This is a genomic window from Kribbella amoyensis, assembly GCF_007828865.1.
Lineage (GTDB): Bacteria > Actinomycetota > Actinomycetes > Propionibacteriales > Kribbellaceae > Kribbella > Kribbella amoyensis.
On the sequence record NZ_VIVK01000001.1, the window covers coordinates 495,326 to 520,785 of the forward strand.

24 protein-coding genes are annotated in these 25,460 nt (G+C 71.1%); 4 read left to right on the forward strand and 20 right to left on the reverse strand.

Features of this window, described 5'->3' with window-relative positions; all coding sequences use genetic code 11:
* Nucleotides 1-66 precede the first annotated feature (66 nt).
* Nucleotides 67-1,683: a chaperonin GroEL gene (groL, locus tag FB561_RS02375; RefSeq protein WP_145802549.1), complete on the reverse strand. Its 1,617-nt coding sequence runs from the start codon at nucleotides 1,681-1,683 to the stop codon at nucleotides 67-69.
* Between the two features lie 116 nt (nucleotides 1,684-1,799).
* A complete protein-coding gene (groES, locus tag FB561_RS02380; RefSeq protein ID WP_145802551.1) occupies nucleotides 1,800-2,096 on the reverse strand; it encodes a co-chaperone GroES in 297 nt (98 codons plus the stop codon).
* A 309-nt stretch (nucleotides 2,097-2,405) separates the two neighbouring features.
* Between groES and FB561_RS02385 the strand changes: the two genes are divergently transcribed.
* Together FB561_RS02385 and FB561_RS02390 are read left to right on the forward strand one after the other, a co-directional pair.
* Nucleotides 2,406-3,032 (forward strand): peptidoglycan-binding domain-containing protein, encoded by a 627-nt coding sequence (locus FB561_RS02385; RefSeq protein ID WP_145802553.1) that lies wholly within the window; start codon nucleotides 2,406-2,408, stop codon nucleotides 3,030-3,032.
* A 45-nt stretch (nucleotides 3,033-3,077) separates the two neighbouring features.
* A complete protein-coding gene (locus FB561_RS02390; protein ID WP_145802555.1) occupies nucleotides 3,078-4,247 on the forward strand; it encodes a class I SAM-dependent methyltransferase in 1,170 nt (389 codons plus the stop codon).
* Between the two features lie 347 nt (nucleotides 4,248-4,594).
* Here the strand turns inward: FB561_RS02390 and FB561_RS02395 are convergent, their stop codons facing one another.
* From FB561_RS02395 to FB561_RS02435, 9 genes are all read right to left on the reverse strand, one after another.
* On the reverse strand, nucleotides 4,595-5,362 hold the full coding sequence (locus FB561_RS02395) for an alpha/beta fold hydrolase (protein ID WP_145802557.1): 768 nt from the start codon (nucleotides 5,360-5,362) through the stop codon (nucleotides 4,595-4,597).
* Complete coding sequence (locus tag FB561_RS02400; RefSeq protein ID WP_145802559.1) at nucleotides 5,359-5,805, reverse strand: GNAT family N-acetyltransferase; 447 nt, start codon at nucleotides 5,803-5,805, stop codon at nucleotides 5,359-5,361. The genes FB561_RS02395 and FB561_RS02400 overlap by 4 nt, the downstream gene beginning before the upstream one ends.
* Nucleotides 5,805-6,857: a tRNA (adenosine(37)-N6)-threonylcarbamoyltransferase complex transferase subunit TsaD gene (gene tsaD, locus FB561_RS02405; RefSeq protein ID WP_145802561.1), complete on the reverse strand. Its 1,053-nt coding sequence runs from the start codon at nucleotides 6,855-6,857 to the stop codon at nucleotides 5,805-5,807. The genes FB561_RS02400 and tsaD overlap by 1 nt, the downstream gene beginning before the upstream one ends.
* Complete coding sequence (locus tag FB561_RS02410; protein ID WP_145802563.1) at nucleotides 6,850-7,299, reverse strand: GNAT family N-acetyltransferase; 450 nt, start codon at nucleotides 7,297-7,299, stop codon at nucleotides 6,850-6,852. The genes tsaD and FB561_RS02410 overlap by 8 nt, the downstream gene beginning before the upstream one ends.
* Nucleotides 7,300-7,318: 19 nt before the next feature.
* Nucleotides 7,319-7,987, reverse strand: coding sequence for a tRNA (adenosine(37)-N6)-threonylcarbamoyltransferase complex dimerization subunit type 1 TsaB (gene tsaB / locus FB561_RS02415; protein ID WP_145802565.1), 669 nt, complete (start codon nucleotides 7,985-7,987; stop codon nucleotides 7,319-7,321).
* A gap of 2 nt (nucleotides 7,988-7,989) precedes the next feature.
* The gene (gene tsaE, locus FB561_RS02420) at nucleotides 7,990-8,916 is read right to left on the reverse strand and encodes a tRNA (adenosine(37)-N6)-threonylcarbamoyltransferase complex ATPase subunit type 1 TsaE (protein WP_145802567.1); all 927 of its coding nucleotides are present in this window, start codon (nucleotides 8,914-8,916) and stop codon (nucleotides 7,990-7,992) included.
* Nucleotides 8,913-10,025 (reverse strand): alpha/beta fold hydrolase, encoded by a 1,113-nt coding sequence (locus FB561_RS02425; protein ID WP_145802570.1) that lies wholly within the window; start codon nucleotides 10,023-10,025, stop codon nucleotides 8,913-8,915. Before FB561_RS02425 ends, tsaE begins: the two co-directional genes overlap by 4 nt.
* On the reverse strand, nucleotides 10,025-11,158 hold the full coding sequence (gene alr / locus FB561_RS02430) for an alanine racemase (RefSeq protein WP_145802572.1): 1,134 nt from the start codon (nucleotides 11,156-11,158) through the stop codon (nucleotides 10,025-10,027). The genes FB561_RS02425 and alr overlap by 1 nt, the downstream gene beginning before the upstream one ends.
* Before the next feature lie 206 nt (nucleotides 11,159-11,364).
* Entirely contained in the window at nucleotides 11,365-12,000 is a 636-nt protein-coding gene (locus FB561_RS02435; RefSeq protein ID WP_238334614.1) for an HAD family hydrolase, read from the reverse strand.
* A 97-nt stretch (nucleotides 12,001-12,097) separates the two neighbouring features.
* Between FB561_RS02435 and FB561_RS02440 the strand changes: the two genes are divergently transcribed.
* Nucleotides 12,098-12,859, forward strand: coding sequence for an META domain-containing protein (locus tag FB561_RS02440; RefSeq protein WP_238334615.1), 762 nt, complete (start codon nucleotides 12,098-12,100; stop codon nucleotides 12,857-12,859).
* Between the two features lie 5 nt (nucleotides 12,860-12,864).
* Here the strand turns inward: FB561_RS02440 and FB561_RS02445 are convergent, their stop codons facing one another.
* The 3 genes from FB561_RS02445 to FB561_RS02455 all read right to left on the reverse strand — a co-directional run bounded on the left by FB561_RS02445 (nucleotide 12,865) and on the right by FB561_RS02455 (nucleotide 17,833).
* Nucleotides 12,865-15,957, reverse strand: coding sequence for a PIG-L family deacetylase (locus FB561_RS02445; RefSeq protein ID WP_238334616.1), 3,093 nt, complete (start codon nucleotides 15,955-15,957; stop codon nucleotides 12,865-12,867).
* Nucleotides 15,958-16,077: 120 nt separating this feature from the next.
* The gene (locus FB561_RS02450; protein ID WP_145802576.1) at nucleotides 16,078-17,481 is read right to left on the reverse strand and encodes an NAD(P)H-hydrate dehydratase; all 1,404 of its coding nucleotides are present in this window, start codon (nucleotides 17,479-17,481) and stop codon (nucleotides 16,078-16,080) included.
* Nucleotide 17,482: 1 nt separating this feature from the next.
* A complete protein-coding gene (locus tag FB561_RS02455) occupies nucleotides 17,483-17,833 on the reverse strand; it encodes a holo-ACP synthase (protein WP_145802578.1) in 351 nt (116 codons plus the stop codon).
* 192 nt (nucleotides 17,834-18,025) lie between these two features.
* Here FB561_RS02455 and coaA point away from each other — a divergent pair, with 192 nt between their 5' ends.
* Nucleotides 18,026-18,976 (forward strand): type I pantothenate kinase, encoded by a 951-nt coding sequence (coaA, locus tag FB561_RS02460; RefSeq protein WP_420371339.1) that lies wholly within the window; start codon nucleotides 18,026-18,028, stop codon nucleotides 18,974-18,976.
* Between the two features lie 58 nt (nucleotides 18,977-19,034).
* On the opposite strand, the gene FB561_RS02465 is transcribed toward coaA, so the two are convergent.
* The 6 genes from FB561_RS02465 to FB561_RS02490 form a co-directional block, all read right to left on the reverse strand.
* Nucleotides 19,035-20,210, reverse strand: a complete 1,176-nt coding sequence (locus FB561_RS02465; RefSeq protein ID WP_145802583.1) for an MFS transporter — start codon at nucleotides 20,208-20,210, stop codon at nucleotides 19,035-19,037.
* Between the two features lie 30 nt (nucleotides 20,211-20,240).
* Nucleotides 20,241-20,438, reverse strand: a complete 198-nt coding sequence (locus FB561_RS38165; RefSeq protein ID WP_202880525.1) for a hypothetical protein — start codon at nucleotides 20,436-20,438, stop codon at nucleotides 20,241-20,243.
* 127 nt (nucleotides 20,439-20,565) lie between these two features.
* Nucleotides 20,566-21,966 carry a class I adenylate-forming enzyme family protein gene (locus FB561_RS02475; RefSeq protein WP_145802585.1) on the reverse strand — a complete coding sequence of 467 codons (1,401 nt, stop codon included), beginning with the start codon at nucleotides 21,964-21,966 and terminating at the stop codon, nucleotides 20,566-20,568.
* 344 nt (nucleotides 21,967-22,310) lie between these two features.
* A complete protein-coding gene (locus tag FB561_RS02480; RefSeq protein ID WP_272952525.1) occupies nucleotides 22,311-23,315 on the reverse strand; it encodes a GNAT family N-acetyltransferase in 1,005 nt (334 codons plus the stop codon).
* A gap of 316 nt (nucleotides 23,316-23,631) precedes the next feature.
* Entirely contained in the window at nucleotides 23,632-24,525 is an 894-nt protein-coding gene (gene murQ / locus FB561_RS02485; RefSeq protein ID WP_145802587.1) for an N-acetylmuramic acid 6-phosphate etherase, read from the reverse strand.
* A 32-nt stretch (nucleotides 24,526-24,557) separates the two neighbouring features.
* A complete protein-coding gene (locus FB561_RS02490) occupies nucleotides 24,558-25,460 on the reverse strand; it encodes a MurR/RpiR family transcriptional regulator (RefSeq protein WP_145802589.1) in 903 nt (300 codons plus the stop codon).

A 25,460-nucleotide genomic window follows, 5' to 3' on the forward strand; every position in this document is an offset into this window, starting at 1 on the left:
AAAGGCAACTGCCCGGCGGGTCCGTGGACCGGCCGGGCAGTTGCTGGTGGTACTTCAGCGCGAAGGTCAGTGACCGTGGCCGTGGCCGTGGCCGGCGGCGGGCTCTTCTTCTTCGGGCTTGTCGACGACCAGCGTCTCGGTGGTGAGCAGCAGGGCGGCGATGGAGCCGGCGTTGGCGAGCGCGGAGCGGGTCACCTTGACCGGGTCCAGGACGCCGCTGCCGAGCAGGTCGCCGTACTCGCCGGTGGCGGCGTTGAAGCCGTTGCCGGCCTCGAGGTCGCCGACCTTGGCGACGACGACGTAGCCCTCGTAGCCACCGTTCTCGGCGATCCAGCGCAGCGGCTCGACGACGGCCTTCTTGACCAGGCGCACACCGGCGGCCTCGTCACCGTCCAGGCCGAGGCTGTCGTCGAGGACCGAGGCGGCGTGCACGAGAGCGGAACCGCCACCCGCGACGATGCCCTCCTCGATCGCGGCCCGGGTCGCGGACACGGCGTCCTCGATCCGGTGCTTCTTCTCCTTGAGCTCGACCTCGGTGGCCGCGCCGACCTTGATGACGCAGACGCCGCCGGCCAGCTTGGCCAGCCGCTCCTGCAGCTTCTCGCGGTCCCAGTCGGAGTCGGTGCGCTCGATCTCGGCCTTGATCTGGTTGACCCGGGCCTCGATGTCCTCGGGCTTGCCGGCGCCCTCGACGACCGTGGTGTTGTCCTTGGTCACGACGATGCGACGGGCGGTGCCGAGCACCTCCAGGCCGACCTGGTCCAGCTTGAGGCCGACCTCGGGGGCGACGACCTGCGCGCCGGTGAGGGCGGCGAGGTCCTCCAGCATGGCCTTGCGGCGGTCACCGAAGCCCGGCGCCTTGACGGCGACGGAGGTGAAGTTGCCGCGGATCTTGTTCACCACGAGGGTGGACAGGGCCTCGGCCTCGACGTCCTCGGCGATGATCAGCAGCGCCTTGCCGGACTGCACGACCTTCTCCAGCAGCGGCAGCAGGTCCGCGATCGCGGAGATCTTGCCCGGGTTGATGAGGATGTACGGGTCGTCCAGCACCGCTTCGCCGGCCTCGGCGTCGGTGATGAAGTAGGGCGAGATGTAGCCCTTGTCGAACTGCATGCCCTCGGTGAACTCGAGCTCGGTGCCGAAGGTGTTCGACTCCTCGACGGTGATGACACCGTCCTTGCCGACCTTGTCGAACGCGTCCGCGATCAGGGCGCCGATCTCGGCGTCCCGGGCGGAGATGGTGGCGACGTGGGCCATGTCGCCCTTGTCGTCGACCGGACGGGCGGTCTCGACGAGCTTCGCCGACACGGCCTCGACGGCCGCCTCGATGCCCTTCTTCAGGCCCATCGGGTTGACGCCGGCCGCGACGGCCCGCAGGCCCTCGTGCACCAGCGCCTGCGCCAGGACGGTCGCGGTGGTGGTTCCGTCACCGGCGATGTCGTTGGTCTTGGTGGCAACCTCCTTGGTGAGCTGCGCACCGAGGTTCTCGAACGGGTCGTCCAGCTCGACCTCACGGGCGACGGTGACACCGTCGTTGGTGATGGTCGGGGCGCCCCACTTCTTGTCCAGCACGACGTAGCGGCCCTTCGGCCCCAGCGTCACCTTCACCGTGTTCGCGAGCTTGTCGACGCCACGCTCCAGGGCGCGCCGCGCGTTCTCGTCGAACTCGAGGATCTTCGGCATGGAAAAACCAGTCCCTCTCTGAATGCTTGTTCGTGGCTGCGCCGGTCCGGACCGACTCCGCCCCGGCGCCGGTGAACGGCACCGGGGCGGTGTCAGTCAGGAACAGCGAGCGGTCGTCACTTGCTGACGATGGCGAGGATGTCGCGGGCGCCCAGGATCAGGTAGTCCTGGCCGTCGTACTTGACCTCGGTGCCGCCGTACTTGGAGTAGATGACCTTGTCGCCGACGGCGACGTCCAGCGGGACGCGGTTGCCGTTGTCGTCGATGCGGCCCGGGCCGATGGCGAGGACCTCGCCCTCCTGCGGCTTCTCCTTGGCGGTGTCCGGGATCACCAGGCCGGACTTCGTGGTCTGCTCGGCTTCGAGCGGCGCAACGAGGACGCGGTCCTCGAGCGGCTTGATCGTGACCGACACTTGCTGACCTCCACGGTCGAGTTCTTGGTGTGTTCGCACAGCTTCGGTCGGCCGTCCACCCTGCCGTCGCGGGGGTCAGGGGTACCGGCCGTTGGCATTCTCCACCGGAGAGTGCCAACACCGAATCTAGGCCGCGATTAGCACTCGGTCAACTCGAGTGCCAGGACGATTCCCGCCCGCCACCCGGTACCGGGCGCCCGGCGGCCGCCAAAGGCCGGGACGACGGGCTCAGGACTGGGCGAATGTCACCGGACGTGAGACCGTCTTCACAGCGAGCACTCCCCGGAACGCCCCGCACGAGGAGCCACGATGAAACTCCGCCCCACGTTCCCGAAACTCCGCCGGCCGTCGCCGCGGACGCTGCTCGTGATCGCCGCCGTGGCGCTGAGCCCGATCGCGGTCGCCGCGCTGGCCGCCAAGGGCGCCGACTCCTCGCCAGACCAGGGTGCCCCGTCCGCCGGCGCACCAGCCGCACCGGACTCCGGTACCGGCCAAGGCGCGCGCGACGCCGGTACGAAAGACGCCGGCACGAATGCCGACGCCGCCGCGGCCGCCTCGTTGCAGCAGTGCCGTACTGCGCGCCTGGTGCCCACTGCGAACGGCTGGGGCGTCCCCGTACCGTCCGTCTGGGCGAGCAGCAGTACCGCGTGCAACCTGATGTCCGGCGACAGCCCGTACCGCGGTGGGCAGCGGACCGGCGACCCGGACACCGCGATCCGCACCCTGCAGCGCAACCTCAACTACTGCTACGGCAGCAAGCTCACCGTCGACGGTCTGTACGGCAGCAACACCAGGTCCGTCGTGAAGCAGGTGCAGCAACGGCACGGGCTCACCGCGGACGGCATCTACGGACCGCGGACCCGGTCGGCGATGAACTGGCGGCTCTTCCACTCGGCCAAGGGGATCTGGAGCACCGGCTGCTACAGCCCGCTCTGACCCACGCGTCGCGACCCGCTTCCCACGCCCGGCAGACTTGGCCCGGTGACCCCCGACTCGATCACGCTGCTGCAGGCCCATCCCGAGGTCCTGGCCGAAGCCTGCGCCACGTACTCCCCCGGCGGCGAGCTGCGGTTGGTCGAGCAACTCCGCCGCCTGTACGACGCCGACGTGGTGACCGCTGCAGTCACCCAGGCGTCGCTGCGACACCGGGCCGTCGCCAAGTTCGGCAAGGACGACGCGGCCCGGATGTACTTCACCCCGGACGGCCTCGAACAGTCCACCCGCTCCGCCGTCGCCGAGCACCGCGCGCACCGCATCGCCACCACGCTCCCCGAGGCCTCCCTGCTCGACCTGGGCTGCGGCATCGGCGGCGACCTCATCACCGCGGCCCGCGCCGGCCTCCGGGTCACCGGCGTCGAACGGGACCCCGCCACCGCCGCCGCGGCCCGCGCGAACCTCGCGGCCCTGGACCTCCCCGGCGAGGTGATCCTGGGCGACGCGGAGGAGCAGGACGTCACGCCGTACGACGTGGTGTTCGCGGACCCGGCTCGGCGGGCGGACGGGCGACGCGTGTTCGACCACAACGCGTACTCGCCACCCTGGACGTTCATCACCCAGCTGCTGACCCGGACGGCGTGCGTCAAGGTCGCGCCGGGGATCCCGCACGACGCGGTACCGGACGGGGTCGAGGCGGAGTGGGTCAGCGACGCCGGTGAGGTCAAGGAAGCCGCACTGTGGTCCGGCAAGCTGTCGGGTGATGTCGAGCGACGGGCGACGTTGCTGCCAAGCGGTGCGACCGTGGATACCGCCCCGGAAGCAGAGGTCGGCCCGGTCGGTCAGTACATCTACGAGCCGGACGGGGCAGTCGTACGAGCCGGCCTGGTCACCGCGGTCGCGGCGGCCGTGGGTGGCTGGTTGCTGGATCCGCGGATCGCGTACGTCACCGGACCGTTCCTCGTCGGGACTCCGCTGGCGAGCACGTACGAGGTGATCGAGACGCTGCCGTACCGCGAGAAGGTGCTGAAGTCCTGGGTCCGCGGCGAGGACATCGGCACCCTGGAGATCAAGAAGCGCGGCGTCGACCTGGACCCGGCCGCGCTCCGCAAGAAGCTCGCGCCGAAGGGTTCGACCGAAGCGACCCTCATCGTCACCCGGATCGGCCGCGACGCGGTCGCCTACTCCTGCCGCCGCGTCACTGCCCCCGCCGGCTGAGCAACTCCCCCCTTGCTTTCGCACAGTATTCGAACATATACTCGATTCGAGAGCGAGCTCCCGGGCAGCCTGCCGACGGGCGAGGTGCTGCGTCCGTTGCCGACGGCGCCCGGGAGCCCGCCACCAAGGTCCCGCGCCTCGGCCACCCCACCACGGCCGGGGCGCGCCGCCTGTCCGCGCCCGGTCGCCCAGCCGTCCGGCCTTGGTTTTGGGGTGCTGTCATGTGATGGCAGCCGATCGTTCACCTCGGCCGCGCACGCTGGTCCCACATCCGGCCAGCCGCTGACCGCTGCCCGGGGCCAGCGGCACCCGAACGGCCCCGGGCCATACACCGTCGGCGGGCAGGGTCAGAGCTGGCCGACGACTCGGAGGCGAAGGCGGGCGCGGGCGATGTCGAGGACGCCGCCCGCCATCGAGCCCGCTCGGCGCCAGTGCGGCAGCACCTGATCGGCCGACGCGAACAACTCGTCCGTGGAAGACGTCAGTGTGTCGGCCACGAAGCGCCGGACCAGCTCGGACCAGTCGGCCGACCGGCGGAGCATCGCGTGGTTCTCGCCTTCCACGGTGAACAGCGCGACCTCCGCTCCCTCGGCCCGCAAGCGCTGGGCGTACGCGGCGGTCCCGCGCGGGTCGGTGATGCGGTCCAGATCCCCATGAGCAAAGGCGATCCGGCCGTCCGGTACGACGAGCGGTTCGCCCGAAGGGAGCCACGGAGCCAGGCCGAGAACGCCGGCCACCCGAGGATGATTGCTGACAGCAACCACGGCGCGCCCGCCCATCGAATGCCCGACGAGCACCACTCGGGCGATCGACGAAGGCAACCGGTCGAGGACGGCCCGGAGATCGAGCACCGGATCCGCCGCGCCCTCGTTCCAGCCGCGGTACCGGTAGCGCATCAACCCGACAGCAGCACCGGGGACCGCGGCCCGGGCAGCGACGGCGAACGGCCACATCCGCAGGATCGGGGCTCGCCACGCGTGCGCGACCGCCGTCGAGGTCTCCATACCGCCGTGCGCGACGAGGATCAGGTCCGTCGCGTCCGGCGGCGCCGCGACCAGGTCGACGCGAGGCAGGTCGACGCGGCGCAGGCCGTCCTTCCCCGAGGCCGTGGTCATCCCTGACCGTAGAGCGTGGCCGCGTCCTGCTGCCGGACCAGGAAGAAGCTCGGGTCGGCCAGGTCGCCGAACCCGTACGCGCGGTAGAGGTCGTGCGCGTCGGCCGTGGCCAGCATCAACCGGCGCAGCCCTTGCAGGTCAGGGTGGTCCAGCAACGTCGAGACGACGAACCGCCCGAGCCCGTGGCCGCGGTACTCCGGCAGCACGAACACGTCGGCGATGTAGGCGAACGTGGCCCGGTCGGTCACCGCTCGCGCGTACCCGACCTGGGTACCGTCCTCGGCGTAGACCCCGACGTTGAGCGAACCCTCGATCGACTTCGCCACCAGGTCGCGCGGGATGCCCTCCGACCAGTACGCCGTCTTCAGGAACCCATGCACGACATCGACGTCGAGGCGGGCGGGGTCGTCGTCGGCGACGAACGTCCCGTGCTCCCAGCGCATCAGTTCAGCACCAGCGTGATCGGCATCGACGAGTCGGCCGGCAACTCCAGCGGCGACGGGTCCTTGCCGGCTCGCACCAACTCGGACCCGAGCGCCGCCACCATCGCGCCGTTGTCCGTGCACAACCCCGGCCGCGGCACCCGGACCGCGATCCCGGCCGCGGCGCACCGCTCCTCGGCCATCGCGCGGAGCCGCGAGTTCGCCGCGACGCCGCCGCCGATCAGCAGGTGCTCGTACCCGCGGTCCTTGCAGGCGTCGATCGCCTTCCGGGTCAGCACGTCGCAGACCGCTTCCTGGAACGCGGCGGCCACGTGGTTCACCGGGACGTCCTCGCCGTCGCGCCGTTTCGCCTCGACCCACCGAGCCACCGCGGTCTTCAGACCGGAGAACGAGAAGTCGAACCGGTGCCGCTCCAGGTCGCGCTGCGAGGTGAGTCCGCGCGGGAACGTCACGTACGCGCGATCGCCCCCGTCGCGTGCCGCTTTGTCGACATAGGGACCACCGGGGAACGGCAGGCCGAGGACCCGGGCGACCTTGTCGAACGCCTCGCCGGCCGCGTCGTCGATGGTGCTGCCCATCGGCTGCACGCCCTCGGTGATGTCCTCGACCGCGAGCAACGACGAGTGCCCGCCGGACACCAGCATCGCGACCGCGCCCTTCGGCAGGTCACCGTGTTCCAGCGTGTCCACGGCGACGTGCGCGGCGAGGTGGTTCACGCCGTACAGCGGCTTGTCGATCGAGAGCGCGAGCGCCTTCGCCGCGGCGACCCCGACCAGCAGCGCGCCGGCCAGCCCTGGTCCGCTGGTCACGGCGACCGCGTCCACGTCGGACAGCTTGACCCCAGCGGTCTCGCAGGCGCGGCGGATGGTCGGCACCATCGCCTCCAGGTGCGCACGGCTCGCGACCTCGGGGACCACGCCGCCGAAGCGGGCGTGTTCGTCCACACTGGACGCGATCGCGTCGGCGAGCAGCGTCTGCCCGCGGACCAGACCGACCCCGGTCTCGTCGCAGGACGTCTCGATGCCCAGGATCAGCGGCTCGTTCTCAGTCATCGTCCTTCTCCTGCCGCCGCATGACGACGGCGTCCTCGCCTCCGGCGTAGTAACCACGCCGCCGGCTGATCTGTTCGAATCCGAAGCCGGCGTAGAGCGCACCGGCCGCTTCGTTGCTCGCGGCAACTTCCAGCAGTACCTCGCGACCGGCGCAGACCGCCAGCGCCGCGGACATCAACTGCCGCGCGATCCCGGTCCGCCGGCCCGCCGGGGAGACCGCGATCCGCAGCAGGTCGATCGGGTCCGCCGCGAACGACGGCACCAGCAGCACCACGTACCCGACGACCGCGCCCTCGTCGGCGACCAGGACGACCCGGTCGTCGCGACCGAACTCGTCCGCCCACGCCGTCGCGCTCCACGCGTCGGCCGGAAAGCAGACCGCGTCCAGCGCCGCGACGGCCGGCAGGTCGGTCGGCAGTGCCGGCCGGATCGCCGGTCTCACGCGGACCCCCGTCGAGTGGTCACTTCGGCAGCACGCTCTTCGGTCCACCCGCCACGGTCACGTCGGGCCGGCGCAGGTACAGCGGGTCCGGCGCGACCACCGGCAATGTCCCGGTCGCCACCCCGGTCGCGAGCACGTCGGCCGACGGGTACTCGATCACGTCGGTGGCGTCGGTCCCGAGCGCCTCGGCGTAGAGCACCGCGCCTCGCCCGATCACCGGCAGCCCGGACAGGACGTGCGCGACGTCGGCCGGACGGTCCACGGCCGGCCCCTCCAACCGGCGGCGGCTGCCGTCGGCGGCGGGACCGTCGTACAGGGCCCAGTAGATCTCCTTGCGGCGGGCGTCGGTCGCCACCGCGACCGGCAACGCCAGCGCGGACTGGCGGGCCAGGATGTCCAGGCTGCAGACCCCGGCCACCTCGATCCCGAGCACGTCGCCCATCGTGCGGGCGGTCACCAGGCCGACCCGCAGTCCGGTGAACGGTCCGGGTCCGACGCCGACCGCGATCCTGGTCAGGTCCTCCACCCGGCAGCTGGCGGTCGCCAGCGCGGCCGCGATCGCGGGGGCGAGCAGTTCACCGTGCCGCAGCGCGTCCACGGTGGTCGAGGACGCGGCGATCTCACCGCTGACCGGGTCGGCCAGCGCCACGGTGACCGCGGCACTCGAGGTGTCGAACGCGAGCAGCACGGTCAGTTCCTTTCCAGAGCGGTGAGCCGGATCCCGGTCGCGGCCCAGCGCGGACCGGCCGGGGTGATCCGCAGATCGCGGGTCTCGTCGGTGTCGTCGTCGCCCCGGGTCACGACGATGTCGAGCCGGTCCGGCGCGAGCGTCTCGGCCAGGCCGTGGCCCCACTCGACAACGGTGACGGCCTCGTCCAGACTCGCGTCCAGGTCGAGGTCGTCCAGTTCGGCGACGCCGCCCAGCCGGTACGCGTCGACATGGACCAGGGCGGGACCGCCGGCCAGCGACGGGTGCACGCGGGAGATGACGAAGGTGGGCGAGGTGATGTCGCCGCGGACCTTCAGCCCGGCGCCGAGGCCCTGGGTGAAGGTGGTCTTGCCCGCGCCGAGGTCGCCCGAGAGCACGAGCACGTCGCCGGGGCGGAGCTGACCGGCGATCTCCTCGCCGGCCGCGCGCATGTCCTCGGCCGTCGGCACGGTCAGCTCGACCGGCATCGCCTTGGCGTAGTTCAGGTTCTGGCCCTGGTGCGACACCACCGAGTACCCGCGCCGGCGCCAGAACTCGACCGTGTCCGGCAGCTCGACCCGGGCGACCAGCTGGACCCGGGCCAGCCCGCGCCGCCGGGCCGCGTCCTCGGCGCAACCGACCATCGCGGAGGCGACGCCACGGGCCTGGAAGCGCGGGTTCACCGAGACGCGGCGCAGGTTGAGCACGTCGCCGTCCTCGGCGAAGAGCATCGCGCCGGCCGGTTCGCCGTCGATGCGGGCGAGCAGTCCGCCGGACGCCGCGACGGCGGCGCCCACGGTACTGGCGTTCTCGGACAACGCGGTCGACGGCGGGTCGAGCACGCGTCGCGCCGAGAACGCGTGGTGGATCACCTTGACGATCTCGTCGACGTGCTCGGCCGTGGCGTCCACCACGTGCAGGTCGGTCATGTCTGTCCCAGGGATTGTTCGGCCCGCTCGATCATCCCGAGCAGGGCGGCGGTGAACTCACGGTGGTGCTCGATCAGGCCGAGGTGGCCGCAATTGCGGACCTCGACCAGCTCCGCGCCCGGTACGTGCCGGACGATCTCCTCGGAGTGCTCGAACGGGGTCAGGTGGTCGGCGTCGCCGCCGATCACCACGCACTCGACCTTCTGCAACGGCTCCAGGGCGTCGTACTTGTCGTGCAGCGCGAAGATCGGGTAGAACTCGGCGATCACCGAGATCGGCGTCGCGGCGATCATCTCGTTCACGAACTCGGTGAAGGCCGGCGGCACCTCCGAGCCGAACGAGTACTTCCGGGTCAGCAGGTAGCTGATGTCCGAGCCGGCCTTGCGGCTCTGCTCGACCACCTCCGGGACCCGGGCCAGCGCGGCGATCGTCGGGGTGGCGAGCTGGCGGACCAGCATGCCGATCCGGCCGGGCAGCGCGATCGGGACCCGGTCCAGGCCGCCGGCGCTGGTCGAGCACAGGCCGACGCCGATCACCCGGTCGCCGAACAGCTCCGGGTGCTGCTCGGCCAGCGCCATGATCGACATGCCGCCCATCGAGTGGCCGATCAGGATCACCGGCCCGGCCGGCGCGAACTCCTCGAGGATCCCGAACAGGTCGCGGCCGAGCTGCTCGATGCTGACGTTCTCCTTCGGCGACCGGCCGGACCGGCCGTGCGAGCGCTGGTCGTAGAAGACCATCGTGCCGATCCCGGTCAGGTCGCGGCGCTCGAAGTGCCAGCAGTCCATGTTCAGGCCGTAGCCGTGCACGAAGATCAGGGTCAGGTCGCCGGGAACCTCGGGCTGCTTGCGCAACCGGCGCCGCGACGGCGCGGGCCGGCGGGACCGCTTCAGCTCGTCGACCTCGACGTACAGCTCGACGCCGTCGTCCGCGGTGTACACGTGCGGGGTCCCGCGCAACGAACCGAACGGCTCGGCCTCCAGCTGGGCGCGCTGCGCGGACCGGCGGCCGATCACCTGGCGTTCGACGGCGACCCCGGCCGCGGCGCCGGCCGCGAGGACACCGACCGCCGCTCCGATCAGACCGGCGGTCCGTCCTGCCTTCGACATCAGCCGCCCACCTCTGCGCTGTCCACGTACCGCCGCGGTATGCGGGCACCCAGCCGGGTGACGATCTCGTAGTTGATGGTGCCGGCCACCTCGGCCCAGTCGTCCGCGGTCGGCTCGCCGCCGGTTCCGGGCCCGAACAGGACGACCTCCTGCCCGGCCGCGGCCACGTCGTCCTCGAGGTTGACCACGCACTGGTCCATGCAGATCCGCCCGACCACGGTGCGCCGCGCCCCGCCGACCTGGACGGGGGCGCCGTTCGACGCGTGCCGGGGCAGGCCGTCGCCGTACCCGAGCGGGATCAGGCCGAGCGTCGACGGCTTCGGCGCGGTCCAGGTCAGCCCGTACGAGACGCTCGTGCCCGCCGGTACCCGCTTCACCATCGCGAGCCGGGCCCGCAGCGTCATCGCCGGCCGCAGCCCCAGCTCGGCCGACGGGAGCGCGGGCCCGAACGGGGACAGCCCGTACGTCGCGATCCCGGGCCGGACCAGGTCGAAATGGGTCTGTGGCAACGCCAGCATGCCGGGCGAGTTCGCCAGGTGCCGGTACTCCACCTCGGCGCCGAGGTGCTCGGCCACCGCGATCGCGGTCTCGAACGTCTCCACCTGGGCCTCGTTCGCCGGGCTCTTCGGCTCGTCCGCCGAGGCGAGGTGGGACCAGATCCCGGTGATCTCCAGCCGGCCCTCGCGTTCGGCCTTCAGCGCCGCCCGGACCAGCGTGGGCCACTCCTCCGGAACCGCACCGCCGCGGCTCAACCCGGTGTCGATCTTGAGGTGCACCCGGGCCGGCCGGTCGGTCACCCCGGCCACCAGTTCGTCGATCTCCCAGGGCGCGCCCGCGGACAGGTCGATGCCCGCGGCAATGGCCTGGGCGAGCGGCTCGCCGGGCGTGGTCAGCCAGCAGAAGATCGGCCCGGTGTCACCGGCGGCGCGCAGCTCCAGCGCCTCCTCCAGCACCGCGGCCCCGATCCAGTCCGCCCCGGCCTGCCGCGCCGCCCGGGCGACCGGCACCATCCCGTGCCCGTACCCGTCGGCCTTCACCACCGTCATCAGCTGGGCCGTGTCCAGCCGAGCGCGCAGCGTGGCCACGTTGTGACGGATCGCGGCAAGGTCCACGACCGCTTCGGCACGCACCATCGGAGGCTCCAGGGGGTCAGACATAACCCATCCAGTGTCCTGCATCGGCTGTGGCTTCAGTGATGGTGGTGTCCAGTTAGGTGCATCGGAGTGGTGGAGGGGCTGCCTCGATGCGGTGTTCATCGTGGTAGTTCCTCCAGCGCTCCGAGGTGCCTGACTGGGCGCCAGCAGCGCGAAGCCACAGCCGATGCAGGACACCTAGTGTCTCAGGCGGCGTCGAGGAGGGTGGGGAGGGCGGTCATCTGGTGGAAGATGCCGGTCGCGGAGGCGAGCTTGGCGGGGTCGGTCATGGCGGCGTAGCCGTAGACCTTCATGCCGGCCGCGTTGGCCGCCGCGACGCCGAGCGGGCTGTCCTCGACCACCACGCAGTCGGCCGGCTTGACCCCGAGCGTGCTCGCCGCGTGCAGGAACAGGTCGGGCGCCGGCTTGCCGTGGGTGACGTCCTCCGCGCTGAACACGCGCCCCTCGAACCGGTCCCAGAAGCCGACCGTGGTGAGCGCGGTCCGGATCCGCCGATGCGTGCCCGACGACGCCACGCAGTACTCCGTGCCCGCGGCATCCAGGTGGTCCAGGACCTCGCGGACCCCGGGAACGGCCCGCAGGTGCTCGAACCCGGCGAACAACTGCTCGTGGTACCGGTCCTCGAGGTCGGCGGGCAACGGCCGGCCGAGCCGTGCCTCCGCCTTCTGCCGCATCGAGACCATGCTGCCGCCCATGAAGTCACGGACCGCCTCGTCGAACGTGTACGGCAGCCCGGCCTCGGTCAGCAGACCGGCCAGGATCGTGTTCGCGAGCCGTTCCGAATCCACCAGGACACCGTCGTTGTCGAAGATCACCAGCACAGCGAAACCCTAGTCAACGACCAGCTGGAGCCCACCGGTCGGGCTCCGGCTGCAACGCGGACGGGTCCCGTGGCGTCCGTAGGGTGTGAGGATGCGGATGGTGGTTGCAGCGGTCACGCTCGTCCTGCTCGCCGGGTGCGGGGACGAGTCGTCACCCGGTTCGGCGGAGTTGCGGGGCAAGACGTACCTGTCGACCGCGGTGACCGAGGACGGCAAGCCGAAGACCCTGGCTCCGAACACGCGCATCCGGCTGCAGTTCATGGACGACGGCAGGCTGCTCGCCGACGCCGGCTGCAACTCGATGAGCGGCAAGGTGTCCACGGACGACGGCAAGCTCGCGATCGGCGACGGGCTCGCGATGACCGACCTGGGTTGCGACGCGCCCCGGCACGCCCAGGACACCTGGCTCTCCCAGCTCCTGCAGCAGGACCCGGCCTGGAAGCTCGAGGCCGGCCGCCTCGACGTCACCGCCGCCGGGACCACGCTGGTCCTCGCGGACCGGGAGACCGCCGACCCCGATCGCCCGCTCGACGGGACCAGGTGGACGGTCGAGACCCTGATCTCCGGCGAGACCGCCTCCACCCCGGGCGCCGAGAACGCGTACCTGACCGTGAACGGCGGCCGGGTCACCGGATCGACCGGGTGCAACGACCTGCAGGGCGTCGTCGCGCGGACCGGCGACAAGCTGACCTTCGGCGAGATCGCCATCACCCGCCGCGCCTGCGGAGGCCAGGAAGCCGCCCTGGAGAAGGCGATCCTGGCCACCGTGCAGGGCGAGGTCTCGTTCACGATCGAGGCGAACCGGTTGAGGCTGCGCACCCCTTCGGGCTCGGGCCTCGACCTCACCGCCCCGCGCTGACCGACTCAGCGGTTCAGCCGGACGTCGAAGGCCTGCACCTGGTTCGCCGGGGTCTCGAAGGAGAGCAGGAGTTTGCCGTCGGCAGCCAACCGCGCTCGCTCGGCCGCGGTCAACGGGATGGTCCAGCGCTCGGCGCCACGCTTGAGTTCGCGGGCGTCCTGTTCGACCAGGTGCCCACTCATGTCCGGTGACCAGGCAGGGATGCCGCCGTCGGTCACCGCGCACGGGGTGAGTCCGTAGTCCGGTGGCGGGTCGGCGGTCGGCGAACAGCTCGTCTTGTACACCGGGATCGCACCCAGCTCTCCAGTGGTGAGGAACGCGCGTGCCGTCCCCGGACCACTCGAGACCGTCAGGACGTCGAGCCCGGTGCGCCCGAGTTGAGCGGACAGGATGCGCAGGTCGTCGGTCGGGATCCGGCCCGAGATCGGTACCCCGTTGCGGGCCGACTGCGCGATCGTCTGCGGCGACAGGGCCCCGTTGAGGTTCGGATTCGAGACGTCGGGCGGGGCCGGGATCGTCGGCCGGTCCGCGGGCGGGGTGTACCCGGGCATCGTGGCCCGCCCCCACCGGTACGGGTCGGACTGGACCGAGCCGAGCGCCGACCAGCCGAGCCGGGTGCTCTGGTCGATGTGCCGCAGCGTCGTCGTCCCCGGTGCGGACGTGTCGTCGTTGTCGTACGGGGTGATGTTCAGCCCCAGGTTGGCGGGGTCCACGGCCGCGGGGAGGACGGCGAGCGGGATCTTCACCTCGAGGTCGTACCCGCCGCCCGTGTACGCGTGCGGCACCGTGGTCTCGTTGCTGCCGACCCAGCGTGCCGTCGACGCGACCTCGACGCCGGGCGCGTTGCCGGTGTCCAGCGAGCCGCTGGAGTAGCCCTGGTGGTTGTCGGCGTCCCGCGACCAGCAAGGCCCGTTGCCCTCGCCGTTGCTGAACGGGAAGATGCCGAGCTTGAACGTGTTCGCGGTGTCCATCAACGCCTGCGAGGCCGTACCGCGCGGATCGATGAGCAGCTCCACCGAGTCGGCCTGCCAGTGCCCGACGCACTCGGCCGGCGTCACCGCGTACGACTGGTAGTCGTCGCGCACGTGGACGAAGAAGTACAGCGCGTCGTCGGACCAGCTGACCTTGGCGGTGCTGCCCTCACCGGTCGTGGAGACACCGCAGTCGTCGGTGCCGGTGCACCCGTTCGCGCCCTGCCAGATCCGGCCGAGGTCGAGCGTCGGCCCCGGGTACTCCCCAGGCGTTGCCGTCCCGTCGATCGTCGGGGTCGTCGTCGCCTTGCCGATCGCGGTCGTCGGGACCAGCGACAACGTCAGCGTCTCGGTGCCGGATCCGCCGGTCGAGGTGGTCGTGATCGGGATGGCCACGTTCTGCGTCGCGGGCAGGGTGGTGTCGGTGTTGGCGAGCTGGAACGTGACCGTGGTCTCGGCGCCCGGCGCGAGCTCGGCGTACGGCTTGCTGGTCGCGTCCGCGGTGAAGTTCGGCGGCAGCGTCAGGGAGACGGCACCGCTCTGCGGGCTCGACGACCGGTTGTGCACGACGACCGGAACCGGGATCGTCCGGCCGACGCCCATCGACTGGATCGCCGGCGAGCGGCCGAGCCGGGTCGCCTGCGGAGCCACGTCCGCGAGCCACTGGTCGTACTCCTGCCAGTTGCCCCAGCGCTGGAACCGGCCCTCGGCGGGAGCGACGATCCGGACCACGTTGTCGGTGTACCCGGACGCCCTCGAGGTGGTGTAGCGCGCCGCGATCTTCGCGTTCTGGTCCACTGGCGCGGTCGCGGACGGCGTCACCGTGAACGTGACGGCCGCCTCCGCGCGTGCCGGGACGGACTTCGGCCCGTCGACCGTCCAGCCGGACGGAACCGTCAGCGCAACGTTGCCCACGGCAAGCTTTCCACGGGGTGCCTTCAGGTGGACCGTCGCCTGGAAGGGTTCACCGGCGACGTTGAGGAAGCGCGAGAACGTCAGGTACTGCAAGGTCCCGAGCGGCAGTCCACCGGGATCGGGCTTGGTCGCGCCGAACAGGATCGCCTCGTCCAGACCGGCCCGCGGATTCGGCGCGCCGCTCTCGGTCGTGTTCGGCTGGAACGGTACGAACGACTGGGTCATCCCGAACCGCGGACAGGCCGGCGTCGACGTCCCGCGGTACATCACCCGGCTCTGGGTCGGGTACGCCGCGCGCCCCTCGTCGGCGACCTGCTGCCAGCTCTTCGCCGACCCCGCGGGCTGTCCCTGCAGATTGCCCGCCGGCCACTTGTACGGCGAGGCGTACCCGGTCCACACCCCGGCGACCGCGTCCTGGCCGGTCGGCGTGAAGCCGGTCGTACAGTCGGCCGCCGTCGTCGTTCCGCCGGTCCCGGCCGTGCTGCCGCCGGAGAAGACCTTCTTCACCTGCCAGGGGCTCAGCGCATCCGGGCCGCGGAGTTGCTCGGGGAACTTGGTGGGATCGGCGGCGGCCAGGACGCCTTCCCAGATCAGCCGGCCGGCCTGCTGGTGGTTGCCGTGCCCGGCCGCGAGCGTCGGCGTGAACCCGATGTAGATCTCCGGCTGCGTCTGCCGGATCACCCGGGTGACCCGGCGCAGCGTCTCCTCCTCGTCCCAGAAGTACTGCGTCAGCGGCGCGCTCTGGTTGTAGAAGAAGTCGATCCGGTCCAGGTTGAAGATGTCCACGGTGCCGGACCGGTAGTGCGCGACCCGGTCCTCGTTCTCCCGGCGCAGGCCGAGCTCGGGCCCGAGTTCGGTCCCGACCGCGTTCCCACCACCCTCACCGCGGGTCACCATGATCACGCCGCACTTCACCCCGTACCGCTGATGCCACACGCCGCACGGCCCGATGATGCTGGTGTCGTCGTCGGGATGCGCCCACTCCCCCATCACGTGGATCTTGGTCGCCGGGTCCGCAACGTACTGCGTGTCGGCCCCGGTCGTTGTGGGCGCGGTCTTGGGCGCGACCTCCGCGGTAGTGGACGCTTGGTCCCTCGTGGTGCCGACGTTCGTGGTGGTGGTCTCCGTGGTGGAGTCGGCTCGGGCCGTGCCGGGGGGTGGGATCGCGGCGACGAGGGCACCGACGGCGAGCACAACGGCCAAGCGCTTCATGGGCGAGCTCCTAGGGCGGTGGAGGCACAGCTTTCTCCGTCCTATCCCGCCCTCCCGACAGCCCGCAACAGCAAGCCGCGTTGCGCTTTCCCTCCGACGCCCGGTCCAGCTTGTCGAGACTCAGTCTCTCCGGTCGAGGATGCGGCGAGTGGCTTCGGGCAACGCCCCGGCGATCCGCATCGCCGTGACCGGTCCGTACGCCGAGGCGAGCCGGGCCGCGGCCGCGTGCAGGTACGCCCCGACGCTGCCCGCGTCGAGCGGATTCAGGCCGGCGGCAAGGAGTGCGCCGCACAGCCCGGCGAGTACGTCACCGGATCCGGCGGTCGCGAGCCACGGCGTCCCGTTGGTGTTGACCCGGACCTGACCGTCGGGCGCCGCGACGACCGTGGTCGACCCCTTCAGCAGGAACGTCACGTCGAACCGCTCCGCCGCGACCCGCGCGTACTTGAGCCGCTCCGCCTCGATCGCCGACCGCTCCACGCCGAGCAACCGACCGAGCTCACCGGCATGTGGCGTCGCCAGGATCCCGTCGTGGTCACCGGATTCGTCCAGCGCCTTGAGCCCGTCCGCGTCCAGGACCACCGGCTCCTCGGCGTCCAGGAGCGCGCGGATCCGCGGAAGGTCCAGCTCGTCGCCGAGACCCGAGCCGATCGCCCAGGCCTGGACGCGTCCTTCGCCCGCGACGATCTCCGGGTGCTCGGCGCGAACCTCGGCGGCGACCGCGTCCGGCCCGACGTACCGGACCATCCCGACCGGACCCGCCAGGGCACCCGACGTCGCGATCACGGCCGCGCCCGGGTACTGCGCGGATCCGGCCAGCAGACCGAGGACGCCGCGCGAGTACTTGTCCGACTCGCCCCGCGGGACCGGGTACAGCGCGCGGATGTCGGGACCCTGCAGCGCGGTCGCCGCCGGGTCCGGGAGGTCGAGGCCGATGTCGACCAGGTGGACCGGTCCGCAGGCCGACGCGGCCGGGTCGATCAGGTGGCAGACCTTGTGCGTACCGAACGTGACGGTGAGCGCGGCGCGGACGTGCTCGGCCGGGGTCTCACCGGTGTCCACGTCCACTCCCGACGGGACGTCCACGGCCACGATCGGTACCCCGTGCTGCTCGGCCCGGCGTACCGCGGCGAGCGCTTCGGGTTTGAGACCCGGGCGGCCGCCGATCCCCACGATGCCGTCCACCGCGACGTCCGCGTGGGCCAGCTCGTCCGCATCGCCGATCCGTCCGCCGGCCAGGCGCAACGCCTCGACACCGGCCGGATGCGCCTTGTCCGACAGCAGGACCGCGGTGACCTGCGCGCCCCGACGCGCGAGCTTCTCCCCGGCGTACAGGGCGTCGCCGCCGTTGTCACCGGAGCCGACCAGCAGCACCACGCGCCGGCCGTAGACCCCGCCCATGAAGTTGCCGAGAGCAACGGCGAGACCACCGGCGGCGCGTTGCATCAGGGTGCCCTCGGGGAGCCGCGCCATCAGGTCGGCCTCGGCGGACCGGACCTGCTCGACGGTGTGGGCGCGGCGCATCTCAGCCCTCCAGGACCACGACCGCCGACGCGATGCCGGCGTCGTGGCTCAGCGACAGGTGCAGGCTCTGGACGCCGAGGTCGGCGGCCTTCGCGGCGACGGTCCCGGTGATCTCCAGCCACGGCCGGCCGGTGTCGTCGGTCCGGACCTCGGCGTCGTGCCACTGCATCCCCGCCGGGGCACCGAGCGCCTTCGCGAGCGCCTCCTTGGCGGCGAACCGGGCCGCCAGCGAGGCCGGCGGGCGGACCGCCTCGGCCGGGGTGAACACCCGGTCGCGCAGGCCCGGGGTCCGCTCCAGGGTGGTCATGAACCGTTCGACGTCGACCACGTCGATGCCTACGCCAACGATCATCCGGCCGCACTCACCGCAAGTCCCATGCCCGCCAGACTAACCGCCGCCGGCCGGCGCTCACCGACAGCCATCGACCGGGCCGATCGGTCACAATGAGCGACCGTTCTGTCACAGCGGCCTTGATCCGGCTGAGACATAGACCACGCCGGGCCGGGGTGGGAGGGCAGCACGGGCGTGGGAAGAATGGAGGCCATGCTGCAGCCGCCGCGGGAGGTGACTCCCTATACCGAGCTGGACCGGGCCGCCTGGGCGCAACTGGCCGAGACCACCGAGTCGCCGCTGACCGCCGAGGAGATCGAGCGTCTGCGCGGTCTCGGGGACGAGATCGACATCGACGAGGTCCGCGAGGTGTACCTCCCGCTGTCCCGGATCCTGTCCCTGTACGTCCGGCACGCCCGCGCGCTGCACGCCGACACCGAGGACTTCCTCGGCCACTCCGCCACCCGGACCCCGTTCGTGATCGGCATCGGCGGATCGGTTGCCGTCGGCAAGTCCACCACCGCCCGGTTGCTCCGCGAACTACTCGCCCGCTGGCCCGAGCACCCGCGGGTCGCCCTGGTCACCACCGACGGCTTCCTCTGGCCGAACGCCGAGCTCGAACGCCGTGACCTGATGCTGCGGAAGGGATTCCCGGAGTCGTACGACCGCAAGGCGTTGCTGCGGTTCGTGGTCGAGGTGAAGTCCGGCATGGACGCGGTCGAGGCGCCGGTGTACTCGCACCTGCACTACGACCGGCTCGAGGGCGTCCGGACCACGGTCGAGCAGCCGGACATCCTGCTGCTGGAAGGGCTGAACGTCCTGCAACCGGCGCCCCGGCACGCGGACGGCAAGAGCGGCCTGGCGGTGAGCGACTTCTTCGACTTCTCCGTCTACGTGGACGCGGCCGCCGACGACATCCGCAGCTGGTACGTGCACCGCTTCCTCAAGCTGTGGGAGACCGCGTTCCGCAACCCGGAGTCGTACTTCGTCCGCTACGGCGAACTGAGCCAGGCCGAGGCGGTCGCGAAGGCGGAGTCGCTGTGGGACACGATCAACGGCCCCAACCTGCGCGAGAACATCCTCCCCACCCGCTCCCGCGCCACCCTGGTCCTCCGCAAAGGCGCCGACCACGCCGTCCGCTGGGTCCGCCTCCGCAAACTCTGACCACCTCGCCGTGACTCGGAGAGTTCGCCGGGACCTCGGACAAGCTGTAGTTCAAGGATCAGCGGGTTGCGCGGATCGCCGGGACGATGGCCAGGGCGACGACGGTGGCGGTGAGGGCGAAGGCGAGGGGGTACCCGGTGCCCGCGACCACGGCGCCGAAGGCGATCGCGCCGATCCCCCAGCCGCCGTCGTACGCGAGGTTCCACAGCGCGCTCACCTGGTTGTAGCGGGACCTGGGAACGCGGTCGTACATGGTCGCCAGGGTGAGGTTCTGGGCGGCGCCGAAGCCGGTACCGAAGAGGGCGGAGCCGGCCAGGATCGCGATCGGGCTGCCCACGAAGACCAAAGCGGCGGCACCGAGGGCGGCCAGGACCAGCGCCGGGGCGAGCAACCGGGCCGGGCCGACACGGTCGCCGTAGCGGCCCGCGATCCAGCGCGCGGCGGGAGCGGTGGCGGCCTGGACCAGCAGCGCGGCGGCGACCAGCGAATGGTTGTCCCCGGCAACGGCCAGCGGGAGGAACGTCACGCTGATCCCAGCGGCGACGGTGACGGCGGCGAAGACGAAGGTCGGCATCAGCAACCCGCTGCCGCGCAGTCCACCGAGGACGTTCACGTGCTGCTCCTCGACGTCGGTCACCCGTCCAGGGATCGCGGGCAGCGTGACGAGTCCGGCCAACGAGGCAACGGCGGCGAGGACGAACAGCCCGCCGTACCCGATCACCTCGATCAGGTACACGCCGAGCGGCAGACCGAGGACCGCCGGCAGCCCGACCGCGAGACCGTACACGCCCAGGCCCTCGCCTCGACGGTGCGCCGGCGTCAGTTCCGCGACCAGGGCCACCGCACCCACGACGAGGATCGCCAGTCCGGCACCGCGAACCACGCAGACGGCCAGTACCAGTGGCAGGGCGGAGGTGGTCAGCAGGACCAGTGCGGGCGCACCCAGCAGGACCAGCCCGAGCCCGAGGGTCGCGCGGTACCCGATACGGGCGAGCAGCTTGGGCACCGCGAGTTCGGCGGCGACAGCGGACAGCATCATCGCGCCGGTGGACAGCCCCGCGCCGACGCCACCCGAGCCGTGCGCGGCCAGGTACAGCGGAACGACCGAGGTCAGCAGGTACATGCTCAGCCCGGACCCGAACACCATCAGCAGCAACTGGCCGAACCGGCCGGTCACGAGCCGCTCGGCGGTCGGCGCGACAGGGGCTGGCAGGGAGTCGCAAGCACTGGTCATACCGTCAACGTAGGTCCGGACCGGTCTCCCCTACAGATCCAGTTCTCGCCCCGCGAAGAGGACCAATTGGTGATTCGGTGTTCGCACCAGGCCGTCGCCTCTCGTGGCCGAGAAGATCCGCCGGGGGAAGTCCGGCGCGGCCGCCGGGTCCGGATGGGCACTGCCCACCGCGAACCCGGCCGCCGCCTCCAGCAGGGTCTCGATCCCGGCGTCGACGGCTGCCCGCACATCGACGCCAGGACGACCACCCTGAATCTCTACTGGGTCCCGCGACCGCCCAGCCGAGACTTCTTCCGTCGAGCACTCTCCGACCGGGTGACCCTCGGTCCGTGAAGAGCAGTCCGGGATCCGGTCATCAGGGCGCCGCCTTGCGCAGGACCGTGGCGTCGCGGACCAGCTTGCCGGTGGTTGACCGAGGCAACTGATCGAGCAGCCGGACGCTCCGCGGCCGCTTGTACGACGCGAGCAGGCCGGCCAGCTCACCCTCCAGGACCGGCACGTCCCGCTGCTCGTTCAGCTGCAGGTACGCGGTGATCGCGCCGTCGTAGACGACCACGGCGGCCTCGACCCCACGCAACGTACCGAGCGTGTACTCCACCTCGGTCAGGTCGACCTTCATCCCGTCCACCGACACCTGCGAGTCCAGCCGGCCCTTGACCGACACCAGCCCGGTCTTGTCGTCGACCACGCCGGCGTCCTTGGTCCGCAGCCAGCCGTCCGACCAGCGCGCCGGATCCGACGGCCCGAGGTACGGCGACTCCGGCCGGCGGATCCGCAGCTCCCCGTCGACCGCGCGGACCTCGATCCCCGGCACGGGCCGGATCGCGGGCCGGTGCTCGCCGAACAGGTCGGTCCCGATGACGCCGACCTCGGTCATCCCGTACATGTTGCCGAGCGGGACCCCGTACTTGTCCTCGAACGCCTGCGCGACCGAAGCCGGTACCAGTTCGCCGCCGGTCGTCATCCGCTTGAACTGCGGGAGCCGCGGCGGCTCCTGGACCGACGTGAGCAGGCCGAGGTGGACCGGTACGCCGAGCACGGTGGCTGGGCGTTCGGACAACGCGATCGCCTGCAGGATCGCGTCGCCGGTGAGCCGCGTCGGCGGGACCAGCTCGACGCCCGCGTGCAGACCGTAGAGGAGCCCGCTGACCAGGCCCAGGACGTGCACCATCGACGGCAGCAGGACGATCCGCTCACCACGGACCGGGACGCCGTCGATCCGGGTGTACCGGAGGATCTCCTCGATCAGGTCCTCGCTGGTCCGGCCGATCACCTTCGACGGCCCGATCGATCCCGAACTCAGCTGCACCACCGCGTGCGCCGTACCGGCCGGGTGACCGGAGTAGCTGGCCACATCGGTGTCGATGTCGACGAACGTCCGCAACCCCGACGGAACCGGCCGTTGCGGCGACACCACGACCTGCGGTACCAGCCGTTCGATCGCCCGGCGCACCTCGTAGTCGGTCAGCCGGTGGTCCAGCAGGATCGCCTGGCCGCCGCTGCGCCAGACGGCGAGCAAATGCGTCACGAAGGCGATCGACGGTGGCAATCTCAACGCCGCCGCACCACCCGCGCGTAAACCGGATTCCGCGAGCTCCGACTGTCGGTCCCGGACCAGCCGGCGCAGCGTTCCACGATCGACGGGGGCGGGCAGCGAAAAGCACACGTCGCTCGCCGGTCCGGCCAGCAGTACGTCGTCGACCCATTGGGCACCCATGGTGGTTCCGGGCACCACGACAGCACCGTCCATGGTCATGCGGGCTCCGAGTTCGCCTTGTACACAAAGGATTCGAAGACCAGAGCCCCCACCAAGGCCTGGCGATGACGCGACCATACGCCACCACCGGACAGAGGCGCTATGGACCGATAGTGATGAACCCGCTACCCTTCGCGAACCACCCGGAATGGCTTTTCTTTTATCTCCGAATGAGCGATGCTGCTCCGTTCGGAAAAGCTGCGATCGGTAATATCCCGGCGCGTATCAAACCGCTGATACGCGGGATGCAGGTTAGGAAATGCAGAAAGGCGGGCTCCCGCGAAGGGGAACCCGCACCTGCGCCCGGACCTCGGCCGAACCGAGGTTCCGACGAGATCTTTCGCTCAGTTCTTCCGCTGCCACTCCTCGGCCCGCTCCACCGGGCGGAACCCGAGCCGCGCGTTCACCGCGTTCATCGCCGTGTTCGTCTCGGCGTTGAACGTGTGCGCGACCAGCGGCTGCGGCCGGGAGCGCTGCAACTCGCGATGGTTGCGCACCTTCAACGCCAGCCCGAGCCGGTGCCCCCGATGCGCGGGCGACACCAGCGTGCCCCACTGGTAGACGTTCCCGGGGTCGTTCTCCCCGTGGTACAGCTCGGTGTGCCCGGCCAGCGTCCCGTCCGGCGCGATCGCCACGGTCATCCACCCGTGCCGCCCCTGCTCCAGACTGTGGTCCTCCGTCGACCGCACCCGCGCCGCGTCGTACGCCTGCGCCTCGACCTCGAGCTCCCCCTGCGGCGCCTCCAGGTTGAACGTCGCCTGCAAAGCCGCGTAAGCATCGATCAGGTCCTCGGGACACCGGTCCTGCCAACTCCGCAGCTCGTACCCCTCGTGGTACCGAGCGGCCTCCTGGGCGAGCTCGTCGAGCAACCCCTCGTCCAACGGCAACTCGAGCACCCGATGCACCTCGACATTGGCCACCGACAACCCGAACCGCCGTGCGAAAGCCTGTCCAGGGGTATCACCCACCGCGTCGAACGGCACCGGCAACGCACTCACGACGACGGTCCGCCCGTACTCGGTGGCCCGCTCCTCCGCCGTACGAGCAAGAGCGGCGCCGTACCCCCGCCGCCGAACATCAGCCCGCACCCCGATACCAGCCTCGACCCGCGAGGTGTTGTCCGACATCGGAAAGGCGAGCAGGAGGGTCCCAGCGATCGCCCCGGCATCGTCCCGGACAGCCCAGATCTCCCGCTCCCAGTACCCGTCCACCCGGCTCAAGCTGACGAACATCTCCTCCTGACTCCAGGTCACCGGATAGGCCCGCCCCTCGTCCTGGGCCTCCCGGTGAACCCGATACCACTCCCCAAACCCAGGCCCTCGAACCTCAACCCGCTCCGCAGTAAGCACCCCAAAACTCTAGAACCGCCCCAACCCCAACAGAACCCATTTACAGCCCCCACCCGCAGCCGACCACCAGACCCAGATGCCTGGCCGGGAACGCGTGCATGCTCGCAGCTCGGGGTGAAGTTGCTTGCCAATGGCGGCTTGTTTGCTTGCTGACGTGTTGCAACACCACAGGCGGCCCAACAACCCGGCAGGCGCACAAGGAGCCGCTAGGCACCGCCGGCCCCAGCACCTGCTGCGAGCTTCCTCGCGTGCCCAGCCACGCGGTGCGAGTCAGCCGACCGACCCGGGTAAGCGGCGCAGGACTCTCAAAGGTTCTTCAGGCTGTTGCCGTCAAGGTCCCCAGAGCGACCGCCACGCGACCGTCCGCGGCCGCGAGGGCTTCTCGGGCTGCTGGGATGGGGGTTCCGGTGAGGAGGTGGACCAGGGCCGGCTTCAGCTCGCCTTCGGCTGCTGTCAAAGCTTCGGCGCTGGCCTCCGGGGTGGCTCCGGTGGCTTCGGCGAGGATTCTCAGCATCCGGCCGCGGAGTTTGTTGTTGGTGGCAACCATGTCGACCATCAGGTTCGACCAGGTACGGCCGAGCTTGATCATCAGGGTGGTGGAGAAGGCGTTCAGGATCATCTTCTGCGCCGTCCCCGCCTTCAACCGGGTCGAGCCCGCGATCACCTCGGGACCGGTATCGGCCGCGATCACGATGTCGGCCAGCGGGGCGAGCGGCGCGTCCGGGTTCGACGTCACCAGGGCCGTGACGGCGCCGGCTGCCCGGGCCGCGCGGAGGGCACCCGCGACGTACGGGGTGCTGCCCGAGGCGGCCAGGCCGATCACCACGTCGCGGTCGGTCACCTCGGCCGCGTCGGCGGCGCCACCGGTTTCGGAGTCCTCGACGTTCTCGACGGCGCGGAGCAACGCCTCCATGCCGCCGGCGTGGTGCGCCACGACCAGGTCGGCGGGGGCGTGGAAGGTGGGGAGGAGCTCGGCGGCGTCCAGGACCGCCAGGCGGCCGGACGTCCCGGCGCCGAAGTAGTGCACGCGGCCGCCGTTGCGGACCGCCTCGACGGCGGCGTCGACGGCTCGGGCCAGTTCGGGGAGGACGGCGTTGACGGCACCCGCCACCCGGGCGTCCTCCGCGTTGACCATCCCGAGGATCTCGGTGGTGCCCACCGCATCGATCGCGAGCGTCCTCGGGTTGCGCTGCTCCGTGGGTGTGATCACACCCACCAGGTTAGTTTCCTACTGAACAATTTTCAATTCTGTGGGTCGTTGACGGAACCCTTCACGCGGTGCCCTCGCACGGCGCTCGCGGTCTCCTCCAGCGCCTTCCGCGCGTCCGGCAGCACGGACTGTGCGACCCCGATGAACAGGCAGTCGATCACCGTCAGCTGAGCGATCCGGCTCGACATCGCGCCGGACCGGTACGTCGTCTCGCGGGCGGCCGTGGTCAGCACCAGATCGGCCGTCTGGGCGAGCGGCGAGCGGGGGAAGTTGGTCAGCGCAACCGTGGTGGCGCCGCGCTTGCCGGCCTCCTCGAGCGCCTCGATCACCTCGACCGTCGCCCCGGTGTGCGAGATGCCGATCGCGACGTCGCCCTCGCCGAGCAGCGCCGCGCTGGTCAACGCCACATGGACGTCGGACCAGGCGAACGCGACCCGGCGGATGCGGTGCAGCTTCTGCTGCAGGTCGAGCGCCACGAAGGAACTGGCCGCGGAGCCGTACAGGTCGACCCGCGGTGCCTTGGCGACCGCGGCGACGACCTTGGCGAGCGCGTCCACGTCGAGCTGCTGAGCGGTCTCGCGGACCGCCCGTTCGTCGGCGAAGGCCACCTTGCCGACCACGTCGGCCAGCGAGTCGCCCGGCTCGATCTCACCCCCGACCTCGGGTCTCGCACTCTCCTGCGCCGACTGGGCGGCCAGCTGCAGACGGAGCTGCGGATAGCCCGGCACGCCGATCTGCTTGCAGAACCGGATGACGGTGGTCTCCGAGGTGGACGCCACCTCGGCCAGTTCCGAGATCGTCATGGCCGCGACTCCGCCCGGGTCCGCGAGGACCGCGTTCGCCACCCGCTGCTCGGCCGGGGCCAACGCGGGCATCACCGCGCGGACCCGGACCAGCAGCGGCCCCGTGGGTTCAGGAGACGTCGAGGAAGTCAT

Coding starts and splice junctions, on each gene's coding strand:
- groL (WP_145802549.1), bottom strand. CDS start 1,683: ATGCCGAAGATCCTCGAGTTCGACGAGAACGCGCGGCGCGCCCTGGAG.
- FB561_RS02385 (WP_145802553.1), top strand. CDS start 2,406: ATGAAACTCCGCCCCACGTTCCCGAAACTCCGCCGGCCGTCGCCGCGG.
- FB561_RS02395 (WP_145802557.1), bottom strand. CDS start 5,362: ATGACCACGGCCTCGGGGAAGGACGGCCTGCGCCGCGTCGACCTGCCT.
- FB561_RS02400 (WP_145802559.1), bottom strand. CDS start 5,805: ATGCGCTGGGAGCACGGGACGTTCGTCGCCGACGACGACCCCGCCCGC.
- tsaD (WP_145802561.1), bottom strand. CDS start 6,857: ATGACTGAGAACGAGCCGCTGATCCTGGGCATCGAGACGTCCTGCGAC.
- tsaE (WP_145802567.1), bottom strand. CDS start 8,916: ATGACCGACCTGCACGTGGTGGACGCCACGGCCGAGCACGTCGACGAG.
- FB561_RS02425 (WP_145802570.1), bottom strand. CDS start 10,025: ATGTCGAAGGCAGGACGGACCGCCGGTCTGATCGGAGCGGCGGTCGGT.
- alr (WP_145802572.1), bottom strand. CDS start 11,158: ATGGTGCGTGCCGAAGCGGTCGTGGACCTTGCCGCGATCCGTCACAAC.
- FB561_RS02440 (WP_238334615.1), top strand. CDS start 12,098: ATGGTGGTTGCAGCGGTCACGCTCGTCCTGCTCGCCGGGTGCGGGGAC.
- FB561_RS02445 (WP_238334616.1), bottom strand. CDS start 15,957: ATGAAGCGCTTGGCCGTTGTGCTCGCCGTCGGTGCCCTCGTCGCCGCG.
- FB561_RS02450 (WP_145802576.1), bottom strand. CDS start 17,481: ATGCGCCGCGCCCACACCGTCGAGCAGGTCCGGTCCGCCGAGGCCGAC.
- FB561_RS02455 (WP_145802578.1), bottom strand. CDS start 17,833: ATGATCGTTGGCGTAGGCATCGACGTGGTCGACGTCGAACGGTTCATG.
- coaA (WP_420371339.1), top strand. CDS start 18,026: ATGCTGCAGCCGCCGCGGGAGGTGACTCCCTATACCGAGCTGGACCGG.
- FB561_RS02465 (WP_145802583.1), bottom strand. CDS start 20,210: ATGACCAGTGCTTGCGACTCCCTGCCAGCCCCTGTCGCGCCGACCGCC.
- FB561_RS02475 (WP_145802585.1), bottom strand. CDS start 21,966: ATGACCATGGACGGTGCTGTCGTGGTGCCCGGAACCACCATGGGTGCC.
- FB561_RS02490 (WP_145802589.1), bottom strand. CDS start 25,460: ATGACTTCCTCGACGTCTCCTGAACCCACGGGGCCGCTGCTGGTCCGG.